The sequence below is a fragment of the Pectobacterium sp. HCp5_1 genome, assembly GCF_032905925.1.
GTDB lineage: Bacteria > Pseudomonadota > Gammaproteobacteria > Enterobacterales > Enterobacteriaceae > Pectobacterium > Pectobacterium brasiliense_A.
In genome coordinates this window covers 185,120-201,025 of sequence record NZ_JAUMIO010000002.1, presented here as the reverse complement: position 1 = coordinate 201,025, position 15,906 = coordinate 185,120, and the positions used below count along the sequence as shown (strand labels likewise).

The following is a 15,906-nucleotide window of genomic DNA, read 5'->3' as shown; positions in this document are numbered from 1 at the left end:
TGGAACCTTTTGATTTATGAACATTCTTTCATCCGCATTCTTGCGCGTTTGTCTGCTGGCAATGTTGATGCTGCCTGTTGGATATGCATCGGCGGCGAGTGCGGATTCTGATCCTGACCCACAGCCTGCGCAGACCGATGCGCCCGTAAAAATTAATGTTGATGCCGAGTTGGTCAAGCTGCAAAAACAGTTAGATAACATCAAGCAGCAGGTTTCAGGCACCAATAGCGACAGCAAATTTGGCGCGTTGAACGACACAACGCAGGAACTGGTGAATAGCGCCAATGAGCTTGCTAATGCAGTAGCACCGCAACGCGCTCAAATTCAGGCTCAGTTGGATGTCTTAGGACCCGCGCCAGAGCCCGGATCCAGCATTAGTGAAACCAGCGAAGTGACACGTAAGCGAAACAGTCTGAATACGCAAAAAGCAAAAATGGATGCGCAGATCGAGCAGATTCAGGCTTTACGCACCGGAGCGAGCAATCTGTCCGCGCAAATTGTGACTTTGCGCCGTAATGCGCTGAAAACGCAACTGGCATTGAATTCCGGTAGCATTCTGGGCGGGCGCTTCTGGGCACCGATTGTGGCTCCGCAGGCTGAGGATGTACGCCGCCTGAGCACCTTTCAGGATCAATTAAGCGACGCTTTTACGGTGGCCTGGGAGCCAGACTGGCGTTACGGCTCCGCACTCCTGATTTTGATCGCCATGGCTATGAGTTCGGCGGGGCGTCGGTATATGGAGAAATGTCTGGCCTGGGCGGGAATTAACTGGCTGCCGGAAGGGCGTCTGCGGCGGAGCTTTTTAGCCACGGCGTCGGTTATTTCAACCGTGGTCACGATCGGTATTGCGGTAAATCTGATCGACTTTACGTTTACGCGCCACGGTGAAGCTTCAGAACGCGTCGTGTCGTTCCTTGATGCGTTGGTGAGACAGGCAATTTTCTGTTCGATGATCGCTGGATTGGGGCGTGCGTTCCTTTCGAATCAGCGCCCTTCATGGCGTTTGCCTGCGATTGCTAACCCCGTCGCAAAAGCCATGAAGCCGTTTCCTGTGGTTGCCGCGGGCATTATTCTGATCTTCGGTTTTATTGAACAAGTGACAGCGACGGTGGGAACATCGGTCGCGGCAACCATTATGGTGAACGGCTTATCTGCACTGTTCCTGGCCTTTACTGCGGGGACGATCACGCTGAAAAGCGATCAGATTCGTCGGCAGATGGTGCATTCAGGGGAACAGCCGGAAGCGCGTTCGACATTATCCGGCATTATTCATCTTGCCGTATTGGCAACATCGTTCTCTATTCTGGTGTCGCTGGTCATCGGCTATATCTCACTGGCTCGTTTCCTGGCGTTCGAGCTGGTGTGGATTGGTATGGTGTTCTCCTGCCTGTATTTGTTCTCAACGTTTATTACCGATATCTGCGAAAGCCTCTTTTCTCCCAACAACGCCAGCGGTAAGCGAATGAAAAATTCGCTCAATCTGGACGATCGGCATCTGGCTCAGGCTACCTTGCTCCTGTCGGCTGCCGGTAAAGTCTTTTTAATCTTGATGGCGGCCGTCGCTTTACTGAACGGGACGTTTGGCACCACTACGCCGCTTGAGCTGGTGCAAAAAGCCGTTGAAATCTGGGGCGGAAAAGGGCTGGAAACGCTCAGTATTGTGCCTGCTCATCTGGTCAATGCCGTGCTCTTTCTGGTGGTGGGGGTTTATGTTTTACGCTCCTCAAAACGCTGGCTGGAAGATGAATTCCTTCCTAAAACGACGTTAGAACGCGGTATCCGTGCGTCGCTGGTGACGCTGTTCAGCAACATCGGCTACATCCTGATTATCCTGCTGACGTTGGCGACATTGGGGATTGAATGGAACAAGCTGGCATGGATTGTCAGCGCGCTGTCGGTGGGTATCGGTTTTGGCTTACAGGAGATCGTGAAGAACTTTATCTCTGGCCTGATTTTGTTGACAGAGCGCCCGGTGAAAGTTGGCGATTCGGTCAGTATTAGCGGCGTTGAAGGGGACATCCGGCGGATTAACGTGCGTGCGACGGAAATTCAGCTTGGCGACCGTTCGACGGTGATCGTGCCGAACTCCCAATTTATTTCGCAGAATGTGCGCAATATTACGATGGGGAACCCGTTTGGGGTTGCCACGCTGGCGCTGACGTTTCCGCTGGATATCGATCCTGAAGAAGTCCGGACACTGTTACTGGATGCCTACATCAGCCATGAGGCGATTCTGGAAACCCCTGCACCGTCAGTGAAGTTCAGCCAGTTGAACCCAACGGGCATGGTGCTGAGCGTCACGGGCTATGTCAGCAGTCCGAGAATGGTATCGGAAGCGAAGAGCGATCTGCTGTTTGCGATTATCAAGCGGCTGCGGGAATCTAATATTCCACTGGCCGTACCGCAGAAGATGGTGTTGGAAAACTCAGGGCTTGCGCTGACTGACGGCATGTCGGGTGAGGATAAATAATGATTTATACCCTAAATAATTCGAGTCGCAGGACAAAACGTTAGCGTTTTGAACAACGCACATGCAGCTTGCAGTATGACGGGTATAGCCATCCGTTATCCGGCAGTGAACGGGTAACGGATGAACATCGAAGCCGTGCTTACAGGATGTGAAGCGCGGCTATTTTTCCTGCTGTTTAATCATATCGAGATAGATTTCACGCAACCGCTGAGTTATTTTTCCGGGCTTGCCGTCGCCGATCGTTTTTCCATCCAGCATGACGACGGGGAGAACGAGCATGGTGGCTGAACTGACAAAAATCTCTTTAGCATGATACGCCTCTTCCGGCGTAAAAAAGCGTTCTTCCAGCGTAATGCCCTCCTTTTCTGCCAGCTTGAGCAGCGACTGACGCGTAATACCGTGCAGAATAGCGTTGCTGAGTGGGCGGGTCACAACTGTGTTGTCATGCAGGACGATGTAGCAATTGCAGGAACTGCCTTCGGTAATGAAACCGTCTTCAACAAAGAAAGCATCGTCGGCCTGATTGGCATGGGCATACTCTTTTGCCAGGCTGGCGGCGAGCAGGCTGACGGTTTTGATGTCTCGACGCTGCCAGCGAATATCCTCTGTGGTGACAACGTGCAGGCCCGTTGTGGCTTTCGGATTACCGACCAGTGAACGTGCCTGAGTGAATAACACCAGCGTGGATTTGACGTCAGCAGAAGGGAAATAGAAATCACGATCGCCGGCATTGCCACGGCTAAGCTGTAAATAGATCGCGCCTTCTTTCAGATCGTTTTTATTGATCAGCTCATCGTGAATCTCTTTGAGTGCCTCAGGAGTGACAGGCAACGTGAGCGACAGCTCGCGGCAGGAGCGTTGCAGGCGAGTGATATGATCGGCGAAATCAACCAGCTTGCCATCGATGACCGCCGTCACTTCATAGACGGCATCGGCAAACAGAAAACCACGGTCAAATACAGAAATTTTTGCTTCATTTTCTTCTACATACTGTCCATCAACATAAACAAGACGTTGCATCACAACACTCCTTAATAGTTGCTCAATGCAGGTTAACGCGCGTTATCCCCACAATAATGCGTCGGGCGGTAATATTTCGCTACCGTTATAGTGCAACCCGTTAGTACGATCGCGCTGCAAGAGCAGCGGGCCATCCAAATCGACCACGGCGGCACCTTGTGCCACGACAAATGCAGGTGCCATCGAGAGCGATGTACTCACCATACAGCCGACCATAATTTTTAAACCTTGCTCCTGCGCATATTGTCGCAGACGCAGGGCTTCCGTTAGACCGCCGGTTTTATCCAGCTTGATGTTGATCATGTCATAACGGCCGACCAGAGCGGATAGCGACTGACTGTCATGACAGGATTCATCGGCACAGACGGGAATCGGGCGGGGCAAGTCTGCCAGCACATCATCTTTGCCTGCTGGGAAAGGTTGTTCGATCATCGTTACGCCAAGTGCAGCAAGTTCAGGAACCAGCGTCAGATAACGTTCGGTATCCCATCCTTCATTCGCGTCCACAATCAGACGAGCCGATGGTGCGCCTTCGCGCACGGCGGCAACTCTGGCCAGATCGTCTGCATCGGCCAGCTTTAGTTTGAGAAGAGGGCGGTTAGCATGATGTATTGCGGCGTGGCGCATACGGTCTGGTGTATCCAGCGATAGCGTATAGGCCGTCTCCAACGCCGTAGGCGAAGGGAGATTCAAACGCTGCCAAATGCGCTGTTGGTGCTGTTTGCACTCCAGATCCCAGAATGCACAATCGAGCGCATTGCGCGCCGCGCCTGCGGGCAGGATGGTTTGCAGCCTCTCCCGATCTAAACCGTTACGGATGTCGCCGTGCAGTGAGGCAATTTGTGCCGTGACGCTGTCGAGGGACTCGCCGTAGCGCGAATAAGGGACGCATTCGCCGTAGCCTGTCACGTTGCCAGACTGGATCGCCACCACAACGACATCCGCCTGACGCTTGCTGCCGCGTGAAATGGTAAATGCGCCTTCTATTGGCCAACTCTCGGTGAAATATCGCATCTCAGTCATAAGCTTACTCTCGGGTTAACCATCCTGTGCCTCAGGGGGATAAGCGCCTTATTTACAAGGCCTGAGCGGGTCATCAAGTGTAATGCTTCTTTCGGTGCGTATTCTCCATTTTTCGCGATCGTAGCCAGAAATTGATGAAGCTTAATTCCAGGCTGGAAAAATTTACGAGCACAGTATCGACAGGGCGAATTATCTGAGATAGCTTGAATAAGCTCATCACACTTCAGGTCGCCTGTACCCCTGTGGTTAACGAAAGTTGTAGTTAACGAAAGGTGTCGTCAACGAAAACGGGTTACAGCGATTTGAATGATGCTGAGTAGAGTGCCTTTACAGGCACTGCGTCGCTCGGACGGTCCGGGCGCTCACGTTAATCTGAGGATGTTATGGCTGATTCTACTTCTCCGCGCCGTTTTACGCGCATCGATCGTCTTCCCCCGTATGTATTTAATATTACTGCTGAATTAAAAATGGCTGCGCGTCGTCGCGGCGAAGATATTATTGATTTCAGCATGGGTAACCCTGACGGCCCGACCCCTCCTCATATCGTGGAAAAACTCTGTACAGTCGCACAACGCGAAGATACTCACGGATATTCGACATCCCGAGGCATTCCGCGCTTACGCCGAGCGATCTCCCGCTGGTACGCCGATCGTTATGAAGTTGATATCGATCCTGAAAGCGAAGCTATCGTCACGATTGGCTCCAAAGAGGGGCTGGCGCACCTGATGCTGGCAACGTTAGATCATGGCGATACGGTGCTGGTGCCTAACCCCAGCTACCCGATTCACATTTATGGTGCAGTGATTGCCGGGGCGCAGGTGCGTTCTGTGCCGCTGGTGGACGGCGTCGATTTCTTCAACGAATTAGAACGCGCGATCCGCGAGAGTATTCCGAAGCCGAAAATGATGATTCTCGGTTTCCCGTCGAACCCGACAGCACAGTGTGTTGAGCTGGATTTCTTTGAACGCGTTGTGGCGTTGGCGAAACAGTACGGCGTGTTGGTGATCCACGATCTGGCCTATGCCGATATCGTGTACGACGGCTGGAAAGCGCCGTCGATCATGCAGGTTCCCGGCGCGAAGGACATCGCGGTAGAGTTCTTTACGCTGTCGAAAAGCTACAACATGGCGGGCTGGCGTATCGGCTTTATGGTCGGCAACCCAGAGCTGGTCAGCGCGCTGGCGCGGATTAAGAGCTACCACGATTACGGCACGTTCACACCGTTGCAGGTGGCGGCGATTGCTGCGTTGGAAGGCGATCAGCAATGTGTGCGGGATATTGCTGAGCAGTATCGCCAGCGCCGTAACGTGTTGGTGCGTGGTCTGCACGAGGCCGGCTGGATGGTTGATGAGCCGAAAGCGTCAATGTACGTCTGGGCGAAAATTCCTGAAGCCTATGCGCATCTGGGGTCGCTGGAGTTTGCCAAACGCCTGCTGTCGGAAGCGAAGGTTTGCGTCTCCCCCGGCATTGGCTTTGGCGATTATGGCGATACCCATGTTCGATTCGCCTTAATTGAGAATCAGGATCGAATTCGGCAGGCGGTGCGCGGTATTAAGGCCATGTTCCGTGCCGACGGTCTTCTGCCAACCACCAAATCCTTACCCGGCAAGGGCACGACTGCCTGATAGTCATTTCCTGATAACCACGGCTCCCAGTCGACTGACTGGGAGCACATAAACATGCCGTGACAGCGGCTTATCATTTGCTAGAATGCCTACCGTTAATCTCAATCAGGATGAGTTTGTCATGTCATTATCTCTGTCTAAAATTTCTGCGTTAACGCTGCTTTGCGTCACGCTGGCCGGGTGCCAACAAACAGGAACGTCTGCCCAAAAAGGAACGGCGGCAGGCCAGTCTTCTGCGGTGACGGTTTCTCCCAACGATCAACTGAATCAACTGGCGTCGCTGGTTGCGGCTACCCGCTATCTCAAATCGAAGTGTAACCGCAGCGATCTGCCAGATGATGCGACGATTGCCAATGTCGCGTTGGCTGTAGCGAAACAACGAGGCTGGAATGTCGCGAGCTATCAGGCTTTACCGCAGCGCAGTGAAAGCCTATATCAAGGGCTATTGAAAGACAGTACGCCAAAAGAGGCGCAGTGTTCGGAGTTTAACCGTACGTTGACGCCGTTTATTGATGCCATTCGCAGCCAAAGTTAAGGCGTAGCGCCCCCACTTTCATTGTCGGCGGAACGTTCATTCTCGTTGAATTTTCCGCCCGGCCAATCTTCCAGTGCTTCCAGAATAAACACCTCACCCTCTACGCTGAAAATGGTCATATCCTGCTGGATCTGTTCTATGGTCAGCCCTTCTATTGGCGAATCCCCTTCGCGGAATTGCAGGCCGTTGAGCGTGATGCTGCGCTTGGTTTCATCCGACGTGTAAACATGTGCGCTGTAGGCCAACGGCGGAATCTCACCGTTGCTGATGGCGGGTAACGGCAGCGTGGTCTTTTTCTCTGAGGAAGCGGGTGTATCGGTATGGGCCTCTTCCTGATGAGGTGTAGCGGCGAGTGCTACTGGTGTTTGTTCTTCTGCCGCAGGCAAGGTGGTCGCTTGAGCCGCTAAAGCGGTCGTCGGAGAATCAGGGCTCCCCCAGCGCTGGTGGCTGAACCAGCCGAGTGCGGTAAAAAGCAGAGCATAAATAACCATCAGATAACCGGGCATCGGGTATCTGGCAAGCAGTGCTGGCTGTGAGTGTGTCGTTGCGTCCGGTGCGTTATCCACGCGCTTATCCTTAAGTGTTTTAGGGGGTATTTAGGTCGTGTAGCATCACATCATAAACCAAAGTCGGGGGAGTAGGATGGTGCCGTCTGCCTTATTTTGCAAAAAATAGAAAGAGCCAGAAAACTGAATCTCTCGGTTATGTGACAGTTCCTCCATTTTGATTAAAAACTATTACGGTCATAATAATCACAGATGGAATCTTGATGCGGGTCGCAAAAAAAACGTGTGAATTTGCTTTAATGAAACCATGTTTTACCATTGTAGGTATAACGTTTCTTTTTTATGTTCGATAATCAATCAGCGTGGGGTGGTGCCATCATCATTTAATTAACAGTCCCGAGTGCTAAATGGGCAGTGTTATTATGTGGTTTTTTACTACAGATAGTGTGCTGCTTTTTTATCAATAAGGGACGTGCCAATCTGCCACGACATTAAGAATAAAAGTACTTTTAAAGTATGCGATTAATATCGCAGGGTTTTGTGCGGATTTATTTTTCTATTTTAATAATTAAAAAATACTGAGGGATAAAATGTTTAGAACGGTTATTGGGACTGGTCGTTTACGTACCTGTGCGGTAGCTATTGCCCTTTCCGGGCTCGTGCTTTCCGGGTGTGATAATAGTCAGCAGCCAGTGGCAGAAGCGGCTCCGCCAGATTTGCAGGTGAAAACGGCACCGTTTGGCTGGGCTTCGCAATATCAGAATACGGATGGTAAATTTTATGCGACGACGGGCGGCGAGGGCGCGCATGAAAATAGCATTTATGTCGTCACCAGCCGCCAGGAATTAAAAGACGCATTAAATAACATCCGCAGCCCCCGTTATATCGCAGGCGATGCCGATGCGGAATTGAAGGCGAAGTTAGAACCCAAAATTATCTACTGGCAAGGCACGGTCCGCGGCGATGATTTAGGCAATGGACGCTATGCGGATGCTGAGTATTATAAAACCAAGCCGAATAAAACGACGTTTGATTTTGATTTATACGTCAAAGCGTTCGATCAGGATTACATGGCGCAGTTGAAAGCGACGGCGGATGCGGGCGGCAGCGATGCGGCGGCGGCTAGCGCTGAACTTAGCCTGCTTAAAAAGCAAAATGGTCAACGCTCGCAGTATGCCAACAACCAGAAGGCGCAGATTCAATTTCAGGTACCGCCGAATACCACGATTTTAGGTGTGGGTAGCGAAGCGAAACTGGTAGAGGGCTATTTATCCCTCAATACCTTAAGTCACACGTTTGGCAAAACCGATAACAGCAACATCATTATCCGTAATATTACGTTTCAGGCACCGCGTGACTTCGCCCCAGCCTGGGATGCGGGCGACGGTGATAAAGGCAACTGGAATGCGCGCTATGATTCCGTGTCGATTAACGCCAGCAAAAATGTCTGGGTTGATCACTGTACCTTTACGGACGGTGAACATCCTGACTATCAGGAACCGGTGCTATTTGGCAAACATATCCAGCGCCACGACGGTTTGCTGGATATCGAAGACGGTGCCGACTACCTGACGATTTCCTACAACATTTTTGCCGAGCATGACAAAACGGTATTAATTGGTTCCGGCGATGGTGATAAAGGGGAATACCGAATCACTTTTGAAGGCAATTTATGGGACAACAGCGTGCAGCGTTCACCGCGTGTGCGCTTTGGTCAGGTGCATTTGCTGAATAACTACCATCGCGGGGCAACGGATACAAATTACCCCATTCTGTATGCCATTGGGATGGGCTTCGATTCATCCATTCTTTCCGAAAGTAACGTGTTTAATTTCCAGGGCGGCGGTGCGGATGAAAATCTGATCATCGGTGCCTACAAAGGAAGCAAATTTAAAGACAACGGCTCCTGGTTCAATGGCAATCCGGCAAGCAATTTGAATCAAATCGCATTAGACAAATGCAGCACATTGCAAGAAGCCGAGAAGGCCGCCGCTACGAATTCTGGCAAAGCGGTACCCGCATGGGCGCTGGAAACCTGCACCAATGAATTGGAATGGAGCCCGCCTTATGCGTATAGCGCCGGGAAATCTATTGCTGCCGTTGAGAAATACGTCCTGGACAATGCCGGAGCGGGGAAACTGGATATTTCTCTGCCGTGAATCGTCTGATTCAACCCATTATTCTTTTATTTGATTTTTATCTGTAAACCCTCTGCCGATAGGTTTCGTTCTGTGGCAACTACCCTGCCGTAGGGCGAAATACATCGGGCAAAATAATAGTAAAAATACAGGAAATGCTATGACTGACTTTTTACCTCGTACCCGTCTTACGCTCTGCGCAACATTAGTCCTGAGCGGCCTGATTGCCGGATGCAGCGATAGCGACTCAACGCCTGACGTTGGTGTTGATCGTTCCGCCGCGCCACAAAATCTTAAAGTGCCGACATTGGCTTATGATGACCGCAGCGTGGTACTTGCCTGGGAAAAACCGACCAAACCTGCCGCTGGCATTAAGGATTACCGTGTCTATATGAATGGAACCTTGCTGGGCGGAACCATTGATAACCAGAACACCCATTCGCCGGCCAAGCCCTATATCGATAATTTCTACAATTCGATTGATACCGATAACTGGCATGTCCGCGTCAGCTTCCACAATTTCAAGGTCGATAATCTGTCGCCTGAAACGGAATATCGCTTCACGGTGCGCGCGCTTTATGACGACGGCAAAGAATCCGTTGATAGTGAAACTGTCGTGCAGAAAACGACGGCGACGCCAGCTTCACTGAATGTGACCAACTACGGTGCTAAAGGGGATGGTGTCGCCAACGACACGCTGGCGATTCAGAAGGCGATTGATGACTGTACGCCAGCCGCGTATCCGAAAGGATGTAAAGTCGTGGTTGAGGGGGGAACGTTTAAAACCGGCGCGCTGTTCCTGCACAGCGATATGACGTTTGAAGTCGCGAAAGGTGCCACATTGCTGGGATCGGCAAACGGTGACGATTACCCGCTCGCCCGCGGCTATTATCTCTACCCTTATAGTTCACCTAAATTGCCGAAGCGTCCGCCTTCTCTGATTAACGTACTGGAAGCAGACGATCAGGGCAGCAGCCATGCAGGCACCTTTAAAAATATTCGTATCGTCGGGCAGGGCACCATTGATGGCAACGGCTGGACGCGCGGTATTAAAGCTGGTGACGCAAACATTACTGAAACTGATGAGTTAAATAACTCGTTACCGCTCTATCGTGCGAGTAAAGCCACCAATGTCAGCAGTGACGGTATTCTGGCAAAAGACCAAACGGCAAAAGCTGTTAATGAAGGTATGTCACTGGATGAGGCGTACAAAAACCGACGCTCCAGCCTGATGACGTTGCGCGGTGTGAGCAATATGTATCTGGAAGGGCTGACGATTCTGAACCCGGCATACCATGGTGTGATGGTGCTGGAGTCCGAAAATGTGGCGATGAATGCGCTGGTACACACGACGTACGACGCGAATAATGCAGATGGCATTGAATTCGGCAACAGCCAGAATGTCATGGTATTTAATAACTTTTTTGACACGGGTGATGACAGCGTAAACTTTGCCGCAGGATACGGTGCCGAAGTGGCAACGCTGGGGCAAAAAGCGCAGAGCGGTGCCTGGATCTTCAATAACTACTTCCGCCGTGGGCATGGTGCGGTGGTTACGGGTAGCCATACCGGTGCCTGGATTGAAAAAATTGTTGCTGAAGATAACGTAATGAATAAGACGGATGTGGGCCTGCGCATGAAGAGTCGACCCTATTATGGGGGTGGCTCGCGTGACGTGGTATTCCGTAATAACGCGATGCGTGATATTGTCAACGAGCCGTTTGTGTTCACGATTAAATATAAAGCGGACGTGAACGATACCCAGCCTGCTGCTGAGCCCGCACAGTTCCGTGATGTGACCGTTTCCAACGTCACGGTTGATGGTACAGCGAAGAAAAACAGTATCATGGTCGATGGGATGACCGTGGCTGAAATGGCTGATGCGTATAAGTTCTCTTTTGGACGTGATGCTTATCATCAAGGCTTACATTTTGAGAATGTAAAATTCAAAAATGTAAAAGCTACTGACATCACATTCCTGAAGAACAGTGAATTTAAAAATGTCATTTTTGAGAATGTACCGGGAGCCTGGAATTTCGGTCATATTGAAAATATCAGGCTCGAAGACCGTGTAAATAATGATGCCGCGCTGACGACCAGTGGTGATGAGACCATCACCCGGGAAGCCGCAACGGAATAAGGCATTTTCCCCACGCTACTCGGCGTGGGGAGTATTATGGATGATTACCTATGGCACGATTGCAAGCTTTCAAAGATCCGTCTTTTAATTCGTTGGTTGCCACTTTTCGGTCACTGCCCGCTCCACTGATCCGACGTATTGTGTTGGGGCTGATTTTGCTGCTGATTTGTCAGCAGTTGGCTGTATTGACCTGGCGCTTTCTCCTCCCTGAAGACTCACGCATTGCTGGCGTGTCGGTCACGCCTGCCCAGGCGAAAGAAAAGCCCGTAACGCCGGGTGATTTTACCTTATTCGGCCATGCCCCCGCTGCAGATGCGTCTGCGGTTAACGACGCCGCATTATCCGGCGATATTCCTCTGACCTCGTTAAATATCAGTCTGACTGGGGTGTTGGCGAGTGGAGACGCCAAGCGTTCGATTGCCATTATCGCTAAAGATAGTCAGCAATACAGTCGCAGCGTCGGCGATGCCATTCCGGGCTATGAAGCCAAAATTGTGACTATCTCTGCCGATCGTGTCGTGCTCCAGTACCAAGGGCGCTATGAAGCGCTGCATTTGTATCAGGAGGAAAGCACTGCCGACGCACCGCCGTCTTCTGGCGCGTTTAGCCAGGTGAAAGAGAACATACAAAAAGATCCCTTCTCCGCGCAGGACTACCTGACCATTTCTCCCGTCACGGAAGAAGAAGTACTAAAAGGATATCAGTTAAACCCCGGTAAAAATCCCGATCTTTTCTACCGCGCAGGCTTGCAGGATAACGATCTCGCTGTGTCATTAAACGGCATGGATTTACGCGATGCGGATCAGGCACAGCAGGCGATGGCGCAGCTAGCCGGGATGAGCAAATTTAATTTGACCGTCGAACGTGATGGTCAACAGCAGGATATATATCTGGCACTGGATGGAGACCACTAATTTGTTTAGCAAGGGACAGGGATTTTTTAAGCGTCAGGTTTTTTCGAAGAATAAAAACCAGTGGCTTGATCATGTACGCCGTAAGAGCATGTTATTGCTCAGCGGGAGCGTTTTGCTGATGGCGTCATCATTGGCGTGGAGCGCCGAATTCTCCGCCAGTTTTAAAGGCACCGATATTCAGGAGTTTATTAATACCGTCAGTAAGAATTTAAATAAGACGGTCATTATCGATCCGTCGGTCAGCGGAACGATTACCGTACGCAGCTATGACATGATGAATGAAGAACAGTATTACCAGTTCTTCCTTAGCGTGCTGGATGTCTATGGATTCACCGTGATTCCGATGGATAACAACGTCCTGAAAATCATTCGCTCGAAGGATGCAAAATCGACGTCTATGCCGCTGGCCACTGATGCACAGCCGGGCGTTGGTGATGAGGTTGTGACGCGCGTCGTGCCCGTCAACAACGTCGCCGCGCGTGATTTGGCACCGCTGCTGCGCCAGTTGAATGACAACGCCGGTGCCGGGAGCGTGGTGCATTACGAACCGTCGAACGTGCTGCTGATGACCGGCCGCGCGGGGGTAATCCAGCGACTGATGACGATTGTCGAACGGGTTGATCAGACGGGCGATCGGAATGTGACCAGCATACCGCTGTCTTACGCTTCCTCAACGGAAGTGGTGAAGATGGTGAATGAGCTGAACAAGATGGATGAGAAATCCGCCTTGCCCGGCATGTTGACCGCCAATGTGGTGGCGGACGAGCGAACCAACTCAGTGCTGGTGCGCGGCGAGCCGAATTCACGCCAGCGCGTGATTGATATGGTCAAGCAGCTCGATCGCCAACAGGCGGTACAGGGCAACACCAAAGTTATCTACCTCAAATACGCCAAGGCTACCGATCTGGTCGAAGTGCTCACCGGCGTTGGCGACAGTATCCAAACCGATCAGCAAAATGCGCTGCCTGCGCTGCGCAAAGACATTTCGATTAAGGCACACGAACAAACCAACTCGCTGATTGTGAATGCCGCACCGGACATCATGCGCGATCTGGAACAGGTGATTGCGCAGTTGGATATCCGTCGTCCGCAGGTCTTGGTCGAAGCGATCATCGCGGAAGTCCAGGATGCCGATGGTATGAATCTGGGCGTTCAATGGGCGAATAAAAATGCCGGCGTAACGCAATTCACGAATACGGGATTACCGATCACGACAATGATGGCGGGGGCGGATCAGTTCCGACGTGATGGAACGCTTGGCACGGCAGCGACAACGGCGCTTGGCGGTTTCAACGGGATTGCCGCCGGTTTCTATCAGGGCAACTGGAGCATGTTGCTGACGGCGCTGTCCAAAAACAGTAAGAACGATATTCTGGCGACGCCCAGTATCGTGACGTTGGACAACATGGAAGCGACGTTTAACGTTGGTCAGGAAGTGCCGGTATTGGCCGGTTCGCAGACGACATCCGGCGATAACGTTTTCCAAACGGTAGAACGTAAAACGGTCGGTATCAAACTGAAAGTGAAGCCCCAAATTAACGAAGGCGACTCCGTTCTGCTGGAAATCGAACAGGAAGTCTCCAGCGTGGCAGATGCTGCTTCCAGCAGCAGCACCGACCTGGGTGCAACGTTCAATACGCGTACCGTGAATAACGCGGTACTGGTCAGCAGCGGCGAAACCGTCGTTGTTGGCGGCTTGTTGGATAAAAGTACCAATGAGTCCGCGAGTAAAGTGCCTCTGTTGGGCGATATTCCCGTGTTGGGACATTTGTTCCGTTCCAACAGCACGGAAACGAAAAAGCGTAACCTGATGCTGTTTATCCGTCCTTCCATTATTCGCGATCGCAGCCAATACCAGAGCGCCTCTGCCAGTAAGTATCACTCGTTCAATGCGGAAGAGGAGAAGCAGCGAGACGTGAACGGCAGCGAAGGGGGGCTCTTGAATAACGAGTTGCTGCGCTTGCCGGAAGGTGGAAATGCCTACACGTTCCGTCAGGTTCAGTCCTCTATTGTGGCGTTTTATCCGGCGGGCGGGAAATGAGTGACGTTGCCTCCCAGATGATAGAGCTACGCCCGATATTGCCTTTTGCCTATGCACGATCGCAGCAAATTCTGCTGTTGCAGCGGGAAAATGATGCGAGCCTACAGACGATTTGCGTCGCGCAAACGCCACCCTCTGCCTTGCTGGAAGCGCGTCGGATTGCGGGCTGTTCGCTCAGGATTGAACGCGTTACGGAAGACGAATTTGAACGGCAATTAGTCATTAGCTATCAGCGCGACTCGGAAGAGGCTCGCCGTCTGATGGAAGACATCGGCAATGAAATGGACTTTTATACGCTGGTGGAGGAATTGCCAGACAGCGACGATTTGCTCGATGCCGACGACGACGCGCCGATTATCCGCCTCATCAATGCCATGTTGACCGAAGCGATTAAGAATAAAGCGTCGGATATTCATATCGAAACGTATGAGCGCTATTTGCTGATCCGCTTCCGCGTTGACGGCGTACTGCGTGAGATTTTGCGTCCACAGCGTAAGCTGGCGTCGCTGCTGGTGTCGCGTATCAAGGTCATGGCAAAGCTGGATATTGCGGAAAAGCGTATTCCGCAGGATGGACGTATGGCGCTGCGAGTGGGGGGACGAGCGATTGACGTTCGTGTGTCCACGCTGCCGTCGAACTACGGTGAGCGCGTCGTGCTGCGCTTGCTGGATAAAAACAGCGTTAAGCTCGATCTTGAACTGTTGGGTATGTCGGAACGCAATCGACAACTGCTGGACAGCCTGATCCATCGTCCCCATGGCATTATTCTGGTCACCGGCCCGACAGGCTCGGGGAAAAGTACCACGCTTTACGCTGCGCTCAGTCGCCTGAATGCGTCAGAACGTAACATCATGACGGTGGAAGATCCCATCGAGTATGAACTGGAAGGCATCGGGCAAACGCAGGTCAATGCCAAGGTTGATATGACGTTTGCCCGCGGGCTGCGTGCCATTCTGCGTCAGGACCCAGACGTCGTGCTGGTGGGGGAAATTCGTGATGGTGAAACGGCGCAGATTGCCGTGCAGGCCTCGCTGACCGGCCACCTTGTGTTATCTACACTGCATACCAATAGTGCGCTGGGCGCACTGTCTCGTTTGCAGGATATGGGCGTCGAGCCTTTCCTGCTGTCAACCTCTCTGCTGGGCGTACTCGCGCAGCGTCTGGTCAGGACGCTGTGTTCTGACTGTAGCCAGCCGCAGCCGGTCGATCCGGTTCAGGCTGAACAGATGGGGATCGCACCCGGTACGCTGCTGCATAATCCCGTTGGTTGTCCGCAGTGTAGTTTTACCGGTTACCGGGGACGTATCGGTATTCATGAGCTGGTGCTGATCAATGACGACGTCCGTGCCGCGATCCACCGCAGTGACGGTGAAATGGCGATTGCGCAGATTCTGGGGGGGAGTCGAACCACTATCCGTCAGGACGGGTTGGATAAGGTACTGGCGGGGCTCACGACCTGGGAAGAAGTGATCCGCGTAACCAAAGAGGAATGAT

11 protein-coding genes are annotated in these 15,906 nt (G+C 51.9%); 8 read left to right on the top strand and 3 right to left on the bottom strand.

Annotated elements, in window-relative coordinates; genetic code table 11:
• Positions 1-16: 16 nt before the first annotated feature.
• The gene (locus Q3A88_RS02455; protein ID WP_205533293.1) at positions 17-2,470 is read left to right on the top strand and encodes a DUF3772 domain-containing protein; all 2,454 of its coding nucleotides are present in this window, start codon (positions 17-19) and stop codon (positions 2,468-2,470) included.
• Positions 2,471-2,629: 159 nt separating this feature from the next.
• Here Q3A88_RS02455 and Q3A88_RS02450 read toward each other — a convergent pair whose 3' ends face one another.
• Both Q3A88_RS02450 and dgcA read right to left on the bottom strand, forming a co-directional pair.
• Positions 2,630-3,490: a D-amino-acid transaminase gene (locus Q3A88_RS02450; protein ID WP_039526304.1), complete on the bottom strand. Its 861-nt coding sequence runs from the start codon at positions 3,488-3,490 to the stop codon at positions 2,630-2,632.
• Positions 3,491-3,532: 42 nt separating this feature from the next.
• Positions 3,533-4,513, bottom strand: coding sequence for an N-acetyl-D-Glu racemase DgcA (dgcA, locus tag Q3A88_RS02445; protein ID WP_014916109.1), 981 nt, complete (start codon positions 4,511-4,513; stop codon positions 3,533-3,535).
• Positions 4,514-4,896: 383 nt separating this feature from the next.
• Here dgcA and alaC point away from each other — a divergent pair, with 383 nt between their 5' ends.
• Together alaC and gspS are read left to right on the top strand one after the other, a co-directional pair.
• On the top strand, positions 4,897-6,138 hold the full coding sequence (gene alaC, locus Q3A88_RS02440) for an alanine transaminase (protein WP_014916108.1): 1,242 nt from the start codon (positions 4,897-4,899) through the stop codon (positions 6,136-6,138).
• A gap of 121 nt (positions 6,139-6,259) precedes the next feature.
• On the top strand, positions 6,260-6,673 hold the full coding sequence (gspS, locus tag Q3A88_RS02435) for a type II secretion system pilot lipoprotein GspS (protein WP_110162150.1): 414 nt from the start codon (positions 6,260-6,262) through the stop codon (positions 6,671-6,673).
• On the opposite strand, the gene gspB is transcribed toward gspS, so the two are convergent.
• Positions 6,670-7,239: a type II secretion system assembly factor GspB gene (gspB, locus tag Q3A88_RS02430; RefSeq protein WP_110162151.1), complete on the bottom strand. Its 570-nt coding sequence runs from the start codon at positions 7,237-7,239 to the stop codon at positions 6,670-6,672. The genes gspS and gspB overlap by 4 nt on opposite strands.
• 530 nt (positions 7,240-7,769) lie before the next feature.
• Here gspB and Q3A88_RS02425 point away from each other — a divergent pair.
• From Q3A88_RS02425 to gspE, 5 genes are all read left to right on the top strand, one after another.
• Complete coding sequence (locus Q3A88_RS02425; RefSeq protein ID WP_110162152.1) at positions 7,770-9,338, top strand: polysaccharide lyase family 1 protein; 1,569 nt, start codon at positions 7,770-7,772, stop codon at positions 9,336-9,338.
• Between the two features lie 139 nt (positions 9,339-9,477).
• A complete protein-coding gene (locus Q3A88_RS02420; protein WP_317177341.1) occupies positions 9,478-11,457 on the top strand; it encodes a glycoside hydrolase family 28 protein in 1,980 nt (659 codons plus the stop codon).
• Between the two features lie 50 nt (positions 11,458-11,507).
• On the top strand, positions 11,508-12,371 hold the full coding sequence (gspC, locus tag Q3A88_RS02415) for a type II secretion system protein GspC (RefSeq protein WP_317177340.1): 864 nt from the start codon (positions 11,508-11,510) through the stop codon (positions 12,369-12,371).
• 88 nt (positions 12,372-12,459) lie between these two features.
• Positions 12,460-14,412 (top strand): type II secretion system secretin GspD, encoded by a 1,953-nt coding sequence (gspD, locus tag Q3A88_RS02410; RefSeq protein WP_162274784.1) that lies wholly within the window; start codon positions 12,460-12,462, stop codon positions 14,410-14,412.
• The gene (gene gspE, locus Q3A88_RS02405) at positions 14,409-15,905 is read left to right on the top strand and encodes a type II secretion system ATPase GspE (RefSeq protein WP_014916101.1); all 1,497 of its coding nucleotides are present in this window, start codon (positions 14,409-14,411) and stop codon (positions 15,903-15,905) included. Before gspD ends, gspE begins: the two co-directional genes overlap by 4 nt.
• Position 15,906: the final 1 nt, after the last annotated feature.

What these genes read in the sequence shown, in the direction of transcription:
- Q3A88_RS02455 (WP_205533293.1), top strand. Translation starts at nt 17, where the DNA reads ATGAACATTCTTTCATCCGCATTCTTGCGCGTTTGTCTGCTGGCAATG.
- Q3A88_RS02450 (WP_039526304.1), bottom strand. Translation starts at nt 3,490, where the DNA reads ATGCAACGTCTTGTTTATGTTGATGGACAGTATGTAGAAGAAAATGAA.
- dgcA (WP_014916109.1), bottom strand. Translation starts at nt 4,513, where the DNA reads ATGACTGAGATGCGATATTTCACCGAGAGTTGGCCAATAGAAGGCGCA.
- alaC (WP_014916108.1), top strand. Translation starts at nt 4,897, where the DNA reads ATGGCTGATTCTACTTCTCCGCGCCGTTTTACGCGCATCGATCGTCTT.
- gspS (WP_110162150.1), top strand. Translation starts at nt 6,260, where the DNA reads ATGTCATTATCTCTGTCTAAAATTTCTGCGTTAACGCTGCTTTGCGTC.
- Q3A88_RS02425 (WP_110162152.1), top strand. Translation starts at nt 7,770, where the DNA reads ATGTTTAGAACGGTTATTGGGACTGGTCGTTTACGTACCTGTGCGGTA.
- Q3A88_RS02420 (WP_317177341.1), top strand. Translation starts at nt 9,478, where the DNA reads ATGACTGACTTTTTACCTCGTACCCGTCTTACGCTCTGCGCAACATTA.
- gspC (WP_317177340.1), top strand. Translation starts at nt 11,508, where the DNA reads ATGGCACGATTGCAAGCTTTCAAAGATCCGTCTTTTAATTCGTTGGTT.
- gspD (WP_162274784.1), top strand. Translation starts at nt 12,460, where the DNA reads ATGTTATTGCTCAGCGGGAGCGTTTTGCTGATGGCGTCATCATTGGCG.
- gspE (WP_014916101.1), top strand. Translation starts at nt 14,409, where the DNA reads ATGAGTGACGTTGCCTCCCAGATGATAGAGCTACGCCCGATATTGCCT.